Origin of the sequence: Bacillus sp. 7894-2, assembly GCF_002272225.1 — a bacterium.
GTDB lineage: Bacteria > Bacillota > Bacilli > Bacillales > Cytobacillaceae > Cytobacillus.
This window is the reverse complement of the sequence record NZ_NPDG01000009.1, coordinates 1-17,343: the sequence shown is the minus strand read 5'-3', so window position 1 is coordinate 17,343 and position 17,343 is coordinate 1. Positions and strand designations below refer to the sequence as shown.

Here is a 17,343-nt window from a genome sequence, read left to right as displayed (position 1 = left end):
GATATTTACGTTTCCAGCCGGCGGATTTTTTACTCTTCAAAGAACTCTGCGAAATCAGCCCATTCCTCTTTTACTTCCAGCCCCTGTGCTTCAGCTGCTTTTTTATTGATGACCAGTTTCAGGCTTCCAGGAAGCTCCACCGGAATTTCAGAAGGCTTCTTGTTTCCTTTTAAGATTTCAGCTGCCATTTTGCCTGTCTGGTAACCCAGATCATAGTAGTTGAATCCGCTGGCTGCTATAGCTCCGCGTTTCATGGAATCAAGCTCACCGACGAATAAAGGAATCTTTTTGCTGTCAGCGACAGAGATAACGGATTCAAGAGCCGATACAACCGTATTATCCGTTGGGACATAGATGGCATCCACTCTGCCAACAAGGGAGTCGGCAGCCTGTTTAACTTCAGCAGAGGTTGAAACAGATGCTTCAACAATCTTGGCTCCTTTTGGTTCTGCAAGTTCTTTTACCTGTTTCACCTGAACCTCGGAATTTTGCTCTCCGGAATTATAGATGATGCCAATATTTTTAACACCCGCTTCATCAATCATAAAATCAATGGTTTTAGAAGTTCCTTCCGGGTGGTTATCCGTTGTGCCTGTAATATTGTCTCCAGGCTGATCGAATGATTTAACAAGACCGGCTCCAACAGGGTCTGTAACAGATGTAAAGAGAATTGGAATGTCTTTAGTCGCATTAAGAGCACTAACAGCACTTGGAGTGGCATTTGCAAAAATCATATCCACTTTATCGCCGACAAAGTTATTAGCGATCGTCTGGGTATTGTTCATATCAGCCTGAGCATTTTGGAAATCAAATTTTACATTATCGCCTTCTTTGAATCCTTCATCTTCCAAAGCTTTTTTAAATCCCTCTGTAGCTGCATCCAGGGAAGGATGCTCGACAAATTGTGTGATGCCAATAGTGTACTGCTTCTTTTCATTTCCTTCTGAGGAAGGACCACTCGATTTCTCCTGTCCACAGCCGCTTAAAACAAGCATGCCTGCAGCCATTAATAAAGAAAAAGCTTTCAACGATTTTTTCATTATATGACCCCCTATACTACTTTATTTAACTATCAGCTTGCTGATAGCTTATACCCTTTATGTATACGCTTACATGAGAAGTAAATAAATGGTTATTACCATTTATATGATATTTACTTTAGATATCGTAAATACAACGTTATATTAACACCCTGAGCTCAAGAGTGTCAATAATATTCTAAAAATTTGATATATTTTAATAAATCGTTTTAACAAAAAAGCAAGCAGGTGTGAAACCCTGCTTGCTAATTTAATAGCTTCATAGCCTTTTGAAGCTGAAAATCCGCATCCTCTATCATTTTTTCCAGAAGTTCCTTTACGCTCGGGAGATCACAAATCAGGCCGGCTATTTGCCCGCTGTTCATAAAACCTTCCTCGCCGTTCCCACTTATTGCTCCAACTTTATGATAATCTTCAGAAGTTAGTTTATTAAACTCATCAAGAGAGATCCCTTGTTTTTCGTAATCCAGCAATTTATTGGCATAACCGGTGGAAAGCACTCTTCGTATCCTGCCAACTGAACGCCCCACAATAAGGGTTTCATGATCAGATGCTTCAATGATTTTCTTTTTATACTCCGGATGAAATGGCGCCTCTTTGGTTGCTATGAATCTGGTGCCCATTTGTACACCGCTCGCCCCCAGGGCAAGCATGGCGGCAAGCCCTTTGCCATCACCGATTCCTCCAGCTGCCACGACAGGAACTGAGACCTGGCCTATTATTTGAGGGATCAATACGAGTGTAGTGGTTTCAAGAACACTATTAATTCCAGCTGCCTCATACCCTTCCGCCGCAATGATATCAGCTCCTGCTGCCTCTGCTTTTAGCGCCTGTCTTACAGAAGCAGCCACTGTAATGACCTTCACCCCATTTTCATGCAGCTTAGATATAAAAGGGGCAGGATTTCCAGCCGAAAGGGATACTGCAGGAATCTTATGTTTAATGATAAGGGATAAGATTTCCTTAACATACGGGGAAACACTTAAGGCAATGTTAACGGCAAATGGCTTATCTGTTAAACTCTTAGTTTCTACTATTATCTTCTCTACTTCCTCCGGAGGCATTGTTCCTGCTCCGATCGTGCCAAGCCCGCCGGCTTCAGAGACGGCGGCTGTCAAAATGGCGTTGCTGATATTCCCCATGCCGCCCTGAATGATTGGATATTTAATATTTAAAATGTCCGTTAATCTATTCAACTTAATTCCTCCTTCGTTAAAATAATGTTATATTAATTCCATCAATTTGACAATTAGTGAAATACAAAAAAGAGCCATCCTGCTTCCTATGCAGAAGAATGGCTCTTTTTTCACTCAACCATGTAAGGGTGATTTAATGCGTCATAATCAGCCGCTCTGTTTTTCAGTTCATTTCCTTCTTTAAAAACACTTTCAAAAAATCTGGATGCAGGTTCTGCTAATTCTTTATAATATTCACTGAATAAGGCAGCAGCATGACTGCCCAGCCACTTATCAGGAAGAAGCTCTTCAGGGAGTCCAGGATCATAAAATAGAAATTTCCGGTATTCATGCACAAGCTTCGTTCTTTCTACGAAACATTCTGCATCAGTCATATTTCCCTTCAGGATCTTATTTTTATCAATTATATATTTCTGGCTGTATTGGGAAATAAACTCCTGGTATTTTTCATTGATTTCTGTCAGGTTCCAGCTTTTTTCTACAATTTCGATATTTTTATGCGGACCTGCATATCGGGCAATAAAGAAATCGACATAGTCGGCAATATCATATTTCTCAATCAAATCAAATACTTGTTTCTCAAGATTATTAGCAGAGATCCAGCAGCTGCTGGACATGGATCCAAAACCGCTCCATACAAGCTCCTTGCGCAATTCATCTCTCACATTGCGTATTTCCTCCGGGATGGTATACATAAGGATGCGCCACTCGCCATCCCACTCCTCAGGCTTTAATTTAAAAATACGCTTAGCCGCTTCCTCAATCCTTTTCTGGCCTCTTGGCGTTAAGGAATAATAGCTTTTATTGCCGATCTTGTCTGCACTCACCCAGCCCTGCTTATTCATTCGTGAAATAGCGGCTCTGACGGACTGGTCATTGTGCCCGAATTCACTTAATAGCTTTATAAGGCTGCCAATCCAAATTTTGCTTCCATAGTGTGAAATATAATCACCATAAAGTGTGAAAATCATTGATCTTGTATTCAACTTGCCTTCATCCTCATTTCATCATGCCGGTTGAACGGAAAAATTTCGTTATATAGTATTGTACTAAAGTTAGGCAGGTTTGAAAACTTTTTCGGTATACTAAATAATTGCCTTCATAGATCAGCACTACAATCGTTTAGAACAAAGACCATAAAGAATAGTTCCTCTATGGTCAGCGCTCAACAATGGTCGATATTCCCTGCCCGACACCCACACACATCGTTGCAAGGCCATATTTAGAATTCCTGCGCTTCATCTCATGCAATAAAGTTGTCAGGATACGTGCGCCGCTCGCCCCAAGCGGATGGCCAAATGCAATCGCTCCCCCATTCACGTTTACCCGTTCCGGATCTGCGCCAAGTTCTTTGATGCAGGCGAGAGATTGTGAAGCAAATGCTTCATTTAATTCAGTTAAATCTATATCGCTCATGGCAAGTCCCGCCCTCTTTAAGGCTTTCTGAGTGGAATAAACAGGACCTGCTCCCATAATCGACGGCTCAAGCCCTGCTGCTGCGGAAACTATATAAGTTCCAAGGGGCTTTAATCCCAGTTCACGGGCTTTTTCCTCTGACATCAGCAGCAATGCAGAGGCACCATCGTTTACCCCTGAAGCATTGCCTGCAGTTACAGTACCGCCCTGAAAAATGGGTTTTAAACTTGAGAGCTTTTCATAAGATGTTTCCGGACGGGGATGCTCATCATGTGAAATCGTAATTTCCTTCCCTTTTTTATCCATGTATGTAACTGGGATGATTTCATTGTCAAATAAGCCTTTTTCAATTGCTGATTTTGCCTTCTTCTGGCTATCAAGAGCAAACCGGTCCTGCTCTTCACGGGAAATACCATACCTCTCTGCAACATTTTCTGCGGTCTTGGGCATGCTTTCAGCACCATACATAGTCTCAAGCCTGCTGTTTGTAAAACGCCAGCCTATGGTTGTGTCGAACATTTCCATATTCCCTCTTGGATACTCGCTGCTCGGCTTTGCCATGACAAATGGTGCACGGGTCATGCTTTCAGTTCCGCCTGCAATAAAAACATCTCCTTCTCCCGCTAAAATAGCGCGTGCAGCATAATTTACAGCATCTAAACCAGAACCGCAAAGCCGATTAACCGTTGAAGCAGCCACTTCGACAGGCAAACCGGCGAGCAAAGCTGCCATCCTGGCGACATTGCGGTTATCTTCTCCTGCCTGATTTGCATTTCCCAATATGACCTCTTCAATTTCTGCAGGGTTCACCATGGGATTTCTATCCAGCAGGGCCTTAATAACGATGGCTCCCAAATCATCGGGACGAATATCCTTTAACGCACCTTTATATCTTCCTATCGGAGTCCGGACTGCATCCACGATTACTGCTTTTCTCATTGCCTGACACCCTCCTTTGCAGTGTAATCATAAACGCCTCTGCCCGTTTTGCGTCCAAGCCTGCCAGCTTTCACATATTGTTCAAGGAGGGGTGCCGGCCGGTATTTTTCACCCAGCTTGCTGTGAAGGTATTTTAAATTATTCAGGCGCGTATCGAGGCCGACAAGGTCGCCCAGTTCAAACGGGCCCATTGGATAATTCAACCCAAGCTTAATGGCTTTATCAATATCTTCAGGAGTGCCGAGACCTTCCTGCAGCATATAAAATGCTTCATTCCCCACGAGCGCGCTGATCCTGCTCGTCACGAAGCCCGGAAACTCATTTATGACGACTGATTCTTTTCCCATCTGCTCGGCAGCATGTTTTATTAACTGTGCTGTTTCTTCGCTCGTTTCAAGCCCTTTAATAATTTCTACAAGCGGCATTTTATGAACGGGATTAAAGAAATGCATGGCAATCACTTTGTCCGGGCGATTGGTAAAGGATCCAATCTCAGTTGGACTCATGGTAGAGGTGTTTGTTGCAAAACAGCAATGCTCTGAAGCGTGCTGATCAATCACTTCAAAAATATTTTTCTTTATATCCAGCACTTCAGGGACTGCTTCAATAACAAGATCTGCTTCACTTACATGCTGTGCAAGACTTACAGAATAATTAAGACGGTTCTTGCTTTCTTCCATATCAGCGGCTGTAATTTTATTCCTCGCGAGCCCTTTTTCAAAGATGCTGTCAATCTCTTTTTCCGCCCGGATTAATTGCTCCTGGCTGATATCTACAAGGGTTGTATGGAAGCCCCCTACTGCACTGACATACGCAATCCCGCGCCCCATCACACCTGAACCGATCACGACAATATTTTTCAAGGTATAATCCCCCTTTCAATTTAAAAAAAGACGAGCACCCGATACGAGATGCTCGCAAACCATATAACGGGCAAATATTCTAAAAGTAATTCTAGTTTTATCGCAGTCTAACTGGCAGTATGACCCCCACTGATTGAAGTTTCACTTTATCGTTGTACAATGGCTATTTCCCTTGAAACACAGGCTTCCGCTTTTGCATAAATGCCGCCACACCCTCTTTATGATCAAGAGTTAAGCCTGCAATCCGCTGTCCTTGTGCATCCCGCTCCAGACTATCTTCCAGAGTGGATTCCCAGCTCGCTTTCAGATTTTTCTTGATTACGGCAATCGCTGATGTCGGCATACTTGCAAGTCTTTCTGCAAAAGCAGTTATTTCAGCCTGCCATTGCTCCATAGGAATTACCTTTGTAGCAAGGCCCAGCTCTTTGGCTTCCTCTGCATTAATTTTTTCACCGAGCACTGCAAGCTCCATGGCTTTGGCATGACCGATCAGCTTAGGCAGAAAGTATAGATTTCCGGCATCAGGCACCAGTCCGACATGAATAAAGGCTTCTAAAAAACTGGCTTTTTCAGATAGAAGCCTGAAATCGCAGGCTAGTGCTAGACTCATTCCAGCACCTGCTGCCACCCCATTAACAGCTGCGATAATAGGTTTCTCGCATCTATGAATCTCCATCACCATCGGATTATAGAACCTCCGGAGAACCTCTCCATGATCCATGTCCTCATTTACACCCTGAAGATCCTGGCCGGAGCAGAATGCCCGGCCTTCACCAGTAATGACAAGACATCTGACTTCTTTATCCCTTCCAGCCTGTTTTACGGACTGCTGAACCTCTTTATTCAGCTGTTCGGTGAACGCATTCAGCTTATCCGGCCGGTTTAATGTAATCCATGCTACACCGTTTCCGACCTCGTATTTTACGGTTTCAAACATTCGCTATGTACACCTCCTCTACTTTCCTTTAAAATGAGGCTTGCGTTTTTCAATAAAGGCATTCATTCCTTCTTTTTGATCTTCTGTCGAGAATAATAGATAAAAATTCTTTCTTTCGAATTCCATTCCTTCATTTAAAGGAGTGTCAACCGCCTTTAAGACCGCTTCTTTTATAAGACGTATAGCGATTGGCGCCTGGCTGGAAATTTGCTCAGCCGCTTTCATTGTTTCTTCCAGCAGAAGTTCTTCTGCTATAAGCTGGTTGACGATGCCATGGTGAAGGGCTTCTCTCGCCGAGATTCTTTTGCCGGTAAAAAGCCATTCCATTGCTTTCGTTTTTCCGACAAGCTTAGTTAGCCTTTGCGTGCCGCCAGCACCAGGCATAACGCCCAGGTTCACTTCCGGAAATCCAAATTCCGCGTTATCCGCCGCATAAAGCAAGTCACAGCATAACGCAAGCTCAAAGCCTCCACCAAGGGCAAATCCCTGTACCGCGCCAATTATCGGTTTCTTAATCATGGCAAGGCGATCCCAATCTTTAAATTGATTGCGAAGCTCAAAATCGATTGCATGATCATTTGCCATTTCATCAATATCTGCCCCGGCTGCAAAGGCTCTTCCATTGCCGCTTAATACGATGGCCTTGACGCTTGAGTCTGCCTCAAAGCCCTCCATCGCTGCAAGAATCTCTGAAACCATCGTGCGGTTTATTGCATTTAGAACCTTGGGCCGGTTCAAAGCGATTAAACCAAGTTTTCCCTGCTGTGAAACTTCAATAGTTTCATAGCTTTTACTCATCTGCTTCCTCACCGATCATAAGTGTGATAATATCACCTGCAAATTTCATGGCGTCTTTGCCTGATGCCTTGCCTTCGTCTGTTCTCATGGCTTCCTGCAATGCTTCATGGCTGTCATAGTACATTTCGCACATCAAATAGTACTTTCCTTCGCCTCCCATAGGGCTGCCCACAATTTTTGTAACTTCCATTTTGCGGAGACCCGGAATTTTGGCTGTAAGAGGCGCGTGCGTATTAAAATAATGATCATCAAATGCCTCCTTATTTTCAGGATGCTTATAAAGAGCGATTAATTTTACCATGTGTCAACTTCCTCTCAATTTTTAATAGTTTTACGTTCTGGATTTTATTTTTTAAAAAAGCCTGCTACATCATAGTCGATACTGGCTTCATAGCTTCAAAAGGGTTTTTGCAGGATTTGCAGTATAAGATGCTGCGGCAGGCTGTGGGGCCAAAAAGGTTATCCATTGTCGTGTATGCGGACCCGCAAAAAGGACAATCCACATGCCATTCGCCCGTTTCACTTATGAATTTTGGAGGTGGCGCGATCCCGAAATCCTTAAGCTTTATCCTGCCAGTCTCTGTTACCCGGTCAGACGTCCATGGCGGATGATAGATAAACTGGACTTCTATTTTTTCAAAAATCCCTGCTTTCCCCAGCTCGCCTTCAACGTTTTTTTGAATAATATCCAAGGCAGGGCATCCCATAAAAGTAGGCAGGAGTTTAACCAAAACGGACTGGCCTTCCACCTTAATCTGTTCTACCATTCCTAAATCAACGATTGAAATGGTATCAATTTCAGGGTCTTTAACATTATGAAGCGCTTCTAACGCGGTTTTTATCAATATTTGATCCTGCTCCATTTACATCACCCTTTAGAAAACTTACCAGCTTGCAGCCGGATTTATGTTATACACCTCGCTCAAAGTGGACAATGCGTCATCCAGGTCGGCAGTATGCTCTCCTATTCGTCCATTTCCAGTCTTCATAGCAAGGTCCGCTTCTGAGACTGCCAGATTGACAGATTCAAAAACAGGCTTCATGATAAACAGCCAGCGCTGCTTTAAAACTTCTTCCTTTTCAATGAGGCCATGTTCAGCCATTTCTTTTGCCAGGGGCCCCAAATTCAGAACTCCTTCGAAATCCGCTAAGACCTTCCCAATGGCCGCTTCCATTCTCGTTCTGGCTTCTCCGCCAGCCTGCATCAGCTGTATGAACCATGTTTTCCAGTGAAGAAGGTGGTAATAAAGCTCCATATTGACCTTTAATGCCACCTCGGCTAAAGGCTGATAAGAAGAGTTTTTCAGAGATTCCAATCTGATTTTTTTCGCTTGGGAATAAAAATAATTCCTTACAACCGCAAATGCCCAGTCATATTGTGCTGAAGACAAGTAATGACCAGGGCCATTTACCAATTCTAAAAGGACAGCATTTCGCCTTTCAGATGCTTCTCTTGCATGTGCAAGACTGTCTGCATTGCCTTCTCCGAGATCAGCCAGCAGCTGATAAAACATAGCCGCATGGCCCATGGTATCCTGGCTGATGGATGAAAAGGCGACATCCTCCTCTATATGTGGCGCCAGACCAAGCCATTCTGAACCCCGGTAGGCAAGGATGAAATCATCGTCAGCCAGCTGATACAATAATGATGTCAGTGCCGTCTTAATCTTAGCGTCGATTGGCATATTTCCTGCTGGCTCAGTCATCTTTCTTCATCCCTCCCCATGAAAGAATCTCCTTTTCATCAAGCATTTCCTGCTCATAGTGGCGCCACTTTTTCTTCAGATATCCATATCCTTTAGTCGTGCGGTATTCTTTGTTATCCAGACGCTGAAGTGATTGCTTTTCTTCCGGCGTCAGCTTGCGAATATCAGAGCGTTTGACCACCCAGATATCAGCAACCGCCTCTCTCCTCATAAAATTTTCCTGCGCCATGACGAGTGCAAGCTCCCGATTTGGCGCCAGCAGGGAAAATTGATATTGCAGAGGCGAGGTATCGGTTCTTTGACTAAAAACTTCAAATTCCTGATAGAATCCTTCGTTACCCAAAGGTACCCCTCCCATCTGAACAGTTTAATTTGCAGTATTGAGAGCTTCGCGCACCCACTTGTTAGTATCATAAGCAGTGCGTCGGAGGCCGAGCCGCTCCTGAGATTTTGGCCCATTATTTTTAATAATGTCCTTGAACCTATTCCAATCAGGCTGCTTATAAATCCACAGCTCCCGCTCCTGATCGAAATGCATCGTCTCGTCCGGCAGAGTGAGGCCAAGCGAGAGAACGCGGGGAATATATTTTGTAAAAAAGTCCTGTCTTAAATCTTCGTTCGTCTTTGTTCGAATTTTGTATTTTATCGTTGTGTCCTGTTTCGAAGTTCCTGTTGTAGAGGCATCACCCGGGCCAAAGAACATTAACAGCGCTTCCCACCAGCGGTTAACGGCATCCTGAACCATCGCTCTTTGCTCGTCGGTTCCTTCCGCCAGCGCCATGATGATGGCTTCACCATGCTGGGCATGAAAAACCTCTTCTGCACAAATTCTCTTAAGTGCTCTTGCATAAGGGCCGTATGAGGCGTTAAGCATATTAGTCTGGGTAATGATAGCTGCACCGTCAACCAGCCAGCCAATCAGGCCGGCATCCCCCCATGTAGGTGCTTCCATATGAAAGACATTATGGAATTTCAGTTTGCCGCTGAATAAATCCTGCATAATATCTTCACGGGTCTTGCCGAGAGGCTTCATTAAGTCCTCTGCTACACGAAGCAGCAGCTGACCATGTCCCATCTCATCCTGCACCTTCGCCATGATACCCAGCTTACGTTTTAAAGAAGGGGCTTTCGGCACCCATTCCTTTTCAGGAAGTGCTCCCATAATTTCACTGATTCCATGCATTGAAATTAATTTGATTAATGTCATACGATAATCTTCCGGCATCCAATCATCCGCTTCAATTTTTTCTCCTGCATTAATGCGCTTCATGAACTGCTCATATTTTTGTTCTTCCGTCATCTCTTGAAAGAAAAGAGCTTCTGACATGTGTTTCACCCCCAGTGAGTTTAAAATAATTCATTCAGGTAACTGCATTTACCACTGCCGGACTAACAATCCTGACAGCTTTGCCTTCCGATCTCGGCAGCGTTTTGGGCGGATGGAGAACAAGTCTGATGGTAATAAAACAGTTTTGTTTCAATGCTTCCTGAATCTTCTTTTTTACGAATTCCGCTTCCCCCAAATCACTATAAAACTCTTCGCTCCATTCAGTATGAAGCTCTAAAACTTTTAAGCTTCCCTTTTTATGCACGTGGATTTGATAATGAGGAGCAAGCTCCGGCATCTGAAGAATACACCGCTCAATTTCGGACGGAAATACGTTTACACCATTTACATTGAGCATATCGTCGATTCGGCCTTTCACACGGCTCATGCGGATCGTGGTTCTTCCGCACGCACATTTCTCTTTTGAAAGGGAGGCGATGTCCCCGGTCCGATAGCGGATGACAGGAAAAGCTTCCTTCGTTAAACTGGTAAAAACAAGCTCACCTTCTTCTCCTTTTGGAAGCGGTGTCATTTTTATTGGATCGATCACCTCTGCAAAAAAGTGATCCTCTGCAATGTGCAGCCCATCCTGAGCTTCATGGCATTCCATAGCTATGCCTGGTCCCAGCACTTCACTCAGCCCATAAATATCGCATGCTTTAATCCCAAGCTTAGCTTCAAGTGCTTTCCGCATTTCTTCAGACCAGGGTTCAGCCCCAAATATTCCAAATTTTAATGATGTACTTGCCGGGTCGATTCCCCGCTCCTCCATCTTCTCTGCTAAATTGAGAACATATGAAGGAGTTCCACAAATAACCTCCGGCTTAAAGTCCTGAATCAGCATAATTTGTCTCTCTGTGTTTCCCCCAGAAACAGGTACGGTTGCCATGCCAAGCTGTTCGCTGCCATAATGCAGGCCCAATCCGCCGGTAAACAGCCCGTACCCATAAGCATTATGCAATATCTGACCAGGTTCGCCACCTCCTATGGAGATTGCCCTGGCTATCAGATTGCTCCACATTTCGATGTCATTCCGGGTGTAGCCCACTACAGTCGGCTTTCCGCTCGTTCCTGATGAAGCGTGCAGACGCACAATTTCTTTTTTATCCACAGCAAAAAGCCCGAATGGGTAATGTTCCCGCAAATCTGCTTTCACAGTAAAGGGCAGCTTTTGAATATCATCCAGGCTGATAACGTCTTGAGGCGCAATATTACTTTCCAAAAACTTTTTCCGATAAAAAGGCACATGGTTATATACTCTCTCCACTGTCTGCCTGAGCCGGTCCAGCTGCAATTCCTCTATCATATCGCGGCTTTCCGTTTCAATATCATGCAGAATCAAGACATGACCTCCCAGAATATTAGGATAATAATTTAATATAACGTTTAAATATCGTTAGATAAAATAAGTGTTATATATTTAACACAAAGATACCGTGTAAACAGGAAAAAGTCAACTTATTTTCTGAAAATTTACTTATTTATTCTAAAGTTAATAAAAAGACCTAGCCCATATAATAAAGGGCTAGGTAAAAATTCTCAGGACCATTCTTTTAACTTATTCACTATGTTATTCTTCCATTTTGATATTAATGGCTCTTCACCTTTTGCTGTTTTTTGTTTCTGCCATTCGTTATAGCTTGCTGCAGAAATTAGAATAGAGCCGGCAATTAAAAGGTACGCCCACCAAGGGAGGTTCCCCCAATATGGTCTGGTTTGAAGCAGTACATTCAGGAGCAGAACCCCGGAACCTACAAAGAAATAAGACTTTATCCTCCAAAAAGTGCCAGCAAGCATCGAGATCAGAGAGAGCGTGCCGACTATAAGTGCATCATAAACCGTATTACTTGCAAGGCCATCCTGTACAAGCAGCAGGGATACTGCTATGAGAACTCCCCACTGAATTTTACTGGTCAGCTTTGAGTACTGCCCCTTCAGGACTTTCCTGACAAAAATAATCAGGGTGATCCAAGGGAGAATATATGCCTCTCTAATAAAAAGATCCGGTATTTCAATATTCCTTAATACACTATAATATGGCTCCAGTAATACTGCTCCTACCAGCAATCCAGGGAGCCTATAGTGTTTAGATGCCACTCTGCTCCTCTGTAAAAATAAAAATGCGCTGATCAGGAGTCCAGGGAGAACTTCCGCCCATAGGGAAACCGCCGGAAAAAGATAAGCGGTAAGCAAAAATAGCAGGGAAATAATCGTGTAGCTATCAGCTTTTTTGCCCATGAAAATTTTGGCATATACCATCTTGCCGATGAAAACCGCAGCCATGCCGAAGCCTGCGGCAATCATAATTTTCATATCTGGAGCAATACCGTTAATGAATAGGAATTTAAGTACTGCTGCATACAGTATAACCAATGGAATAACACCTAATATATCAAGCCTGGTTCTATGCATATATAAGTTTATCCCTGCTGCGTAGATTATAGATACGATAAACGGGAGAACTCCAAAGGGATATGACGCCAGAAAAGCCAATAGCCCAATCACAGACCAGGGTATAAAAAAGTAAACACTCCTCTGTTTATCCTGAGTTTTACCAGTCATCCAGAATATGAGTACCGCACAGCTGACTGATAATATGGCATACTCACTATAGCTCTCCTCCCAAATATGCTCCATCCCTGTCAAAATCACCATAAACAAAGTTATAAATGAGCTGTAAAGGAATATTTTTACTTTCCACTCATTAGCAGAAACCTTGAAACTGATCCAATAGACTGCCAGGGTGGCTATAAATGGCCAGATACTATTTTCCCTATAAAGGAAAAATGTCAGGATCATGGCAAAAGGCATGAAGATATGGCCAATCCAGCTAAACCCTCTAGCCAGGACAACGTCTTTATTTGATATATAAAAAGCCGAACCAAGGAGGATCCATGCCCCTAAAGGAAATTGAACCCAATTAAAAAATGTAATGTTAAATGGTAAACCAATCAAAATCATAAAGTAAGCAAAAAGTGAAATCGATGCTGTCACAAACGGAATCCAGCTTTGCTTATGGAATTGATACAGGGCAAGGTACATTGCTATACCGCCTATAAATACTGCAGGTCTCATCCAAACTTCATTGATCGTCAAAGCAGTGGCAGTAAACAGTGAGATTGTATAAAATCCCAGCGAAATTAAAAACACGTTTTTGGCTTGAGTTTGGTGCCCTTTCTTAGAAAGAATGACATAAAGGATAAGGAGGGCTATACTTGCCATTACGGTATTCATGGCCATACCCAGCTCATTCTGATAAAAGCTTGAATAACTTCGCAGATGTTCACCATAAAACATAAAGGCAAACCCGATTGTCAATGGAGTAGCCCAGGGAATCGTTTCTGTATAAAAGATTCTATTTTCAGCCTTATTCATGAGGTACAGCACAAAGCTGAAGATTAATAGCATGGTGCCTGCAGCAAGCCAATCAAGAAGTCCTGCAGCTATTACAGGCGCAAACAGCATAATACTGACTGCCACATCGCGTGAGCTTGATTCCACGACTTTTAAGAACGGATATTTAAGCAGATACCCTAAACTGATAAAAAGCACAAAGCCAATGATGAAAACAGGTATAGATAGATTGGTGAACGGGATGGCTTTATCCAGCATAAGAACTGCTTGGAATAGGGCAGAAGCTAAAAACACAGGTGCCAGATAAGCAAACAGCCTGTTTCCCATAATATTTGCCAAATATATAAACTGCCCCGCGAGTATTGTATAAGCCAGCAGCAGTGATACAGAGGGTTCCCCGGCCGTTAATAGGATTCCTTCGATTGAAATATAAAGAAAAGCAAGTATCGAAACTCCTGCACTGGTCAGTCTGAAAATCTTCTCCCAGGAATATTGCTTATCCATAACCATAGGAACAAACAGAAAACCAATTCCTGCTAGCGCATAGAAAACCGGGCCAGCTGCATCTAACATACTATTTTCAATCAGCTGATAGGCACCATAGACAATCAGTAAGCTGAAGACGAAATGAAACTCCTTCCTGCCTGTTACATACACCATCGATAAATACACAGCTGCAGTCAGCAGGATATTCACACTGTAAAAAACATGGCTATTGAAAAAGACAAGCATCAATAAAGTAGAGATCACTAAATTGATTTGAGCAAAGTAAACCAGTTCTTTCGAAAACAATTTAAGATTGGCATGCTTTTTCATGCGATGATAAGCTGCAGACAGAAGAGCATTGAAAACCATCAATCCAAGATAAAAGCTGTCATTTTCAAGGCTGAATGCTGCCAGGGTATAACCAGCACATGCAGTCATGGCAAAATAAGCAAACCAGACAAAAAGACGTGAGCCCAGTTTATGTGCAAATACACAATACACTGGAAAGATCATTAAACTGCCAGCCGTTCCAAGTATATAGCGTCCTTCCCCATAAAAAGAAAGATACGGGCCAAGCAGTTCAAACCAGCCGACAGACAAAATAAATATGGGCAAAAATAAACTACCAAGTACAATGAAAGCAAATGATGTTCTTTCAATTTTCAGCAGCTTTCCGGAAATAAACGCAAAGCCATAGAAAAGAAGGGAAACCACTGCAATGGATGCACTTTTCATGAAATTCGACATTGTCGCCCAGTTGCTTGTTGCCACAAAAAGTCCGCCGATCAGGAGCAGGATGACTCCAATATTCAGCAGCCAGGAAATGTTTCTTTCACGGATTTCTTCCTGAGATACCTTCTTTTTCAAAGTTTCTTTTGCCGGCAGAATAGCCTTTTGTCTATTTTCTTCTGCAGCTTTTGCCGCCTGAATGTGCTCTCTTTTCAGCTCTTCAAGGTCCTGATAGTACTGATGATGGGCTTTTAGAGTCATTTCATAATGTTCTGATGAAATATAGTCCTTCTCTTTCAATTTACTGAGTTCAGCATGAAATATGTCGTGATGATATTTTTCTGTTTGTGGGTTCAAGGGATCCACCTCTTTTAGATAGAATAATATTCGCTTGGTTCTATTAGTGTAATATTACACATTTCGAACAAATAAATCAATCCCTGTTTTAGCACTTATTACTTCGCAAGGAGGTTTATACAAATTTTATTTAATTATAGGAAAAAATGGTGGAATAAGGAAAATAAGTCGCTGGTTTGACCTGAATTCCAAGCTCCCAATTATTAACCCCCTTGAAAAATAAGTATTTCCTCCGTCCCTTTCTGCTGCAAAAAAACCAAATATTATAGCTAATAAAATTCCAAATAACAATTCTATCCGAAAAATATTTTCTCCATTATATTATTCTAGAAGTAATTATTTTATTTGGAGGAACCACCATTGAAAATAGTAAGTATTGTTATAGCATCAATCCTTTTGCTCAGCCTGTTTCCGGCTGTCAGCCTGGCAGCTCCAAGTGATGAGGAAGTGGCAAATTTCCTGAAGGAAACAAAATGGTCTGAAGAAGGCTTAAATGACCATCTGGAATACTTTTGGGATATGAGTATTGAAGATTTCGAGACCATCGAAGAAATGATTGAATATCTTGGTGAGCCTATTACTGAAGAAAATCTTCAGCAGCTGCTGGCTGACTATGGTTTTGAAAATGAGGAGGAATTAACGGGCACTGCTCATTGAGAATGGGGAAATGGAAGTGGCTGATGATGTTCGCGATGTTTTCAAATATATTGATGCATTGGATACAACTGTTTCTTTTTTAACCTATACAGGCACTGAAATTAACGACGAAACTCTAAAGCAGCTATTAAATGATTACGGACTTACAAAAGAGGAGCTCATTTCTCTGCTGGAGGAGAACGATGACTCACTTGAAAACTACGAATATATTGAGGATCTTGATATCATAGTTTCCATTTATCTGGGCGGTGATGAAATGCCCGGTGAAGACGAAATGACTCAAATACTTGGAGACATTGATCTTACCGCTGAAGAACTTGAAGCATTATTTGCACATTTTTTGACTTTGGATTTCGAGAATCCAGAATTGCTTAATAAAATGATGGACCTTGAAAGCCGGTTAATGGCATTTGGTGAATTTGACAGTGCCGACGACTTAACTGAAACAGAAATTGCTGATCTTATCAGCATTATGCAGGAAATGATGAATCTCTTCCAACTTGATGCTGAGTTTTACCTTGTGAAAGATGGTGAAAAGATCCATTTAACAACAGCTGAAATGATAGCTTTAGAAGATACCAAAGGCTATGACCTGCTCATAGAGCTATATAATACACAAGGCCAGTTCCTGGCAGATATGATTATTACAGCTGAGATGTTCAGTTCTGAGCTAATAGAAGACACCGTGTCAGATATGAATCAGGCTGAAACAGTAATTAAAAAACAAAATCCTGATAAAGTGAAACAGGTTTCAAAGCATGTAAAAACTGTGAAAGGCGGAAAACTGCCAAACACAGCAGGAAACTATTTTGTAAGAGTTTTAGCAGGCATTGGACTTCTCCTAATAGGGATTGCCATTTTACTCAGACGGAAAGTGAAAGAGGCGTGATAAGAAAACCCACTTTAAAAGCAGTTATTGGTCTGGCTTTTATTTTGGGCGGGGTTTGGCTTGCCGCCTCAAATCTTATGCCATATATGAGTAGTCAAAAGACTACAGTCCATATAGAGTCCCCCAAAGGTAATATAAAAACAGAAGTGAAGTCCTCACAAAAAACAGAACCACATAGCCTTTACAGTGTCAGGCCAAAAGTGGGCGAAGAAATGGGTGTTTTGTCAATTCCGAAGATATCAGCGGATTTGCCAATCTTTCATGGCACAGATGAAGATGAGCTTGAAAAAGGTGTTGGCCATTATGCAGGCAGCGTCCTCCCTGGAGAAGAAGACAATTCCGTCCTGTCCGGCCACCGGGATACCGTCTTTCGTAAACTTGGAGAAGTAATGAAAGGCGATCTTCTTGTCGTGAGTACTTCTGCCGGGGAATTTACCTATAAGGTGCGTAAAATCAGAATTGTCGATGCAGACGACAGAACCGTTATTGTTCCTAAACCTAGGGCAACTCTGACTGTAACCACCTGTTACCCTTTTAATTTTATTGGAGATGCACCACAGAGGTATATTCTGATTGGGGATTTAGTAAGAAAGTAAAAAGCCCGCTTATTAGGCGGGCTCAGGGGGAGGCCGATTCTGGCCTTCCTTTT

17 protein-coding genes are annotated in these 17,343 nt (G+C 42.6%); 3 read left to right on the top strand and 14 right to left on the bottom strand.

Translation table 11 applies throughout. The features are described from left to right. Positions 1-29 precede the first annotated feature (29 nt). From CHI10_RS02110 to CHI10_RS02045, 14 genes are all read right to left on the bottom strand, one after another. Positions 30-1,040, bottom strand: a complete 1,011-nt coding sequence (locus CHI10_RS02110) for an ABC transporter substrate-binding protein (RefSeq protein WP_095242626.1) — start codon at positions 1,038-1,040, stop codon at positions 30-32. Between the two features lie 245 nt (positions 1,041-1,285). Then, the gene (locus CHI10_RS02105; RefSeq protein WP_095242625.1) at positions 1,286-2,236 is read right to left on the bottom strand and encodes an NAD(P)H-dependent flavin oxidoreductase; all 951 of its coding nucleotides are present in this window, start codon (positions 2,234-2,236) and stop codon (positions 1,286-1,288) included. A gap of 110 nt (positions 2,237-2,346) precedes the next feature. Continuing rightward, on the bottom strand, positions 2,347-3,222 hold the full coding sequence (gene paaX / locus CHI10_RS02100) for a phenylacetic acid degradation operon negative regulatory protein PaaX (RefSeq protein ID WP_095242624.1): 876 nt from the start codon (positions 3,220-3,222) through the stop codon (positions 2,347-2,349). Positions 3,223-3,394: 172 nt separating this feature from the next. Beyond that, positions 3,395-4,591, bottom strand: a complete 1,197-nt coding sequence (locus tag CHI10_RS02095) for a thiolase family protein (RefSeq protein WP_095242623.1) — start codon at positions 4,589-4,591, stop codon at positions 3,395-3,397. Continuing rightward, a complete protein-coding gene (locus tag CHI10_RS02090; protein WP_095242622.1) occupies positions 4,588-5,454 on the bottom strand; it encodes a 3-hydroxyacyl-CoA dehydrogenase in 867 nt (288 codons plus the stop codon). The genes CHI10_RS02095 and CHI10_RS02090 overlap by 4 nt, the downstream gene beginning before the upstream one ends. A 163-nt stretch (positions 5,455-5,617) precedes the next feature. Continuing rightward, on the bottom strand, positions 5,618-6,391 hold the full coding sequence (locus CHI10_RS02085) for an enoyl-CoA hydratase-related protein (protein ID WP_095242621.1): 774 nt from the start codon (positions 6,389-6,391) through the stop codon (positions 5,618-5,620). 18 nt (positions 6,392-6,409) lie between these two features. Continuing rightward, positions 6,410-7,189, bottom strand: a complete 780-nt coding sequence (locus CHI10_RS02080) for an enoyl-CoA hydratase-related protein (RefSeq protein WP_095242620.1) — start codon at positions 7,187-7,189, stop codon at positions 6,410-6,412. Beyond that, positions 7,182-7,490 carry an EthD family reductase gene (locus CHI10_RS02075; RefSeq protein ID WP_009334759.1) on the bottom strand — a complete coding sequence of 103 codons (309 nt, stop codon included), beginning with the start codon at positions 7,488-7,490 and terminating at the stop codon, positions 7,182-7,184. The genes CHI10_RS02080 and CHI10_RS02075 overlap by 8 nt, the downstream gene beginning before the upstream one ends. A gap of 64 nt (positions 7,491-7,554) precedes the next feature. Then, complete coding sequence (gene paaD, locus CHI10_RS02070) at positions 7,555-8,052, bottom strand: 1,2-phenylacetyl-CoA epoxidase subunit PaaD (RefSeq protein ID WP_095242619.1); 498 nt, start codon at positions 8,050-8,052, stop codon at positions 7,555-7,557. A gap of 21 nt (positions 8,053-8,073) precedes the next feature. Next, complete coding sequence (gene paaC / locus CHI10_RS02065; RefSeq protein ID WP_095242618.1) at positions 8,074-8,895, bottom strand: 1,2-phenylacetyl-CoA epoxidase subunit PaaC; 822 nt, start codon at positions 8,893-8,895, stop codon at positions 8,074-8,076. Continuing rightward, complete coding sequence (gene paaB, locus CHI10_RS02060) at positions 8,888-9,253, bottom strand: 1,2-phenylacetyl-CoA epoxidase subunit PaaB (protein ID WP_179288928.1); 366 nt, start codon at positions 9,251-9,253, stop codon at positions 8,888-8,890. The genes paaC and paaB overlap by 8 nt, the downstream gene beginning before the upstream one ends. Positions 9,254-9,262: 9 nt before the next feature. After that, complete coding sequence (paaA, locus tag CHI10_RS02055; protein ID WP_095242616.1) at positions 9,263-10,222, bottom strand: 1,2-phenylacetyl-CoA epoxidase subunit PaaA; 960 nt, start codon at positions 10,220-10,222, stop codon at positions 9,263-9,265. A gap of 34 nt (positions 10,223-10,256) precedes the next feature. Beyond that, positions 10,257-11,564: a phenylacetate--CoA ligase family protein gene (locus CHI10_RS02050; protein WP_095242615.1), complete on the bottom strand. Its 1,308-nt coding sequence runs from the start codon at positions 11,562-11,564 to the stop codon at positions 10,257-10,259. A gap of 197 nt (positions 11,565-11,761) precedes the next feature. Beyond that, on the bottom strand, positions 11,762-15,157 hold the full coding sequence (locus CHI10_RS02045) for a hypothetical protein (protein WP_286136833.1): 3,396 nt from the start codon (positions 15,155-15,157) through the stop codon (positions 11,762-11,764). A gap of 351 nt (positions 15,158-15,508) precedes the next feature. Here CHI10_RS02045 and CHI10_RS22575 point away from each other — a divergent pair, with 351 nt between their 5' ends. The 3 genes from CHI10_RS22575 to CHI10_RS02035 are packed head-to-tail and all read left to right on the top strand — an operon-like array spanning position 15,509 to position 17,290. Continuing rightward, entirely contained in the window at positions 15,509-15,805 is a 297-nt protein-coding gene (locus CHI10_RS22575) for a processed acidic surface protein (protein WP_286136831.1), read from the top strand. Between the two features lie 16 nt (positions 15,806-15,821). Beyond that, entirely contained in the window at positions 15,822-16,694 is an 873-nt protein-coding gene (locus CHI10_RS02040) for a processed acidic surface protein (protein WP_286136829.1), read from the top strand. Further along, entirely contained in the window at positions 16,691-17,290 is a 600-nt protein-coding gene (locus CHI10_RS02035) for a class D sortase (protein ID WP_095242613.1), read from the top strand. Before CHI10_RS02040 ends, CHI10_RS02035 begins: the two co-directional genes overlap by 4 nt. The last annotated feature ends 53 nt before the right edge of the window (positions 17,291-17,343 follow it).

Coding starts and splice junctions, on each gene's coding strand:
- CHI10_RS02110 (WP_095242626.1), bottom strand. CDS start 1,040: ATGAAAAAATCGTTGAAAGCTTTTTCTTTATTAATGGCTGCAGGCATG.
- CHI10_RS02095 (WP_095242623.1), bottom strand. CDS start 4,591: ATGAGAAAAGCAGTAATCGTGGATGCAGTCCGGACTCCGATAGGAAGA.
- CHI10_RS02085 (WP_095242621.1), bottom strand. CDS start 6,391: ATGTTTGAAACCGTAAAATACGAGGTCGGAAACGGTGTAGCATGGATT.
- CHI10_RS02080 (WP_095242620.1), bottom strand. CDS start 7,189: ATGAGTAAAAGCTATGAAACTATTGAAGTTTCACAGCAGGGAAAACTT.
- CHI10_RS02075 (WP_009334759.1), bottom strand. CDS start 7,490: ATGGTAAAATTAATCGCTCTTTATAAGCATCCTGAAAATAAGGAGGCA.
- paaD (WP_095242619.1), bottom strand. CDS start 8,052: ATGGAGCAGGATCAAATATTGATAAAAACCGCGTTAGAAGCGCTTCAT.
- paaC (WP_095242618.1), bottom strand. CDS start 8,895: ATGACTGAGCCAGCAGGAAATATGCCAATCGACGCTAAGATTAAGACG.
- paaB (WP_179288928.1), bottom strand. CDS start 9,253: ATGGGAGGGGTACCTTTGGGTAACGAAGGATTCTATCAGGAATTTGAA.
- paaA (WP_095242616.1), bottom strand. CDS start 10,222: ATGTCAGAAGCTCTTTTCTTTCAAGAGATGACGGAAGAACAAAAATAT.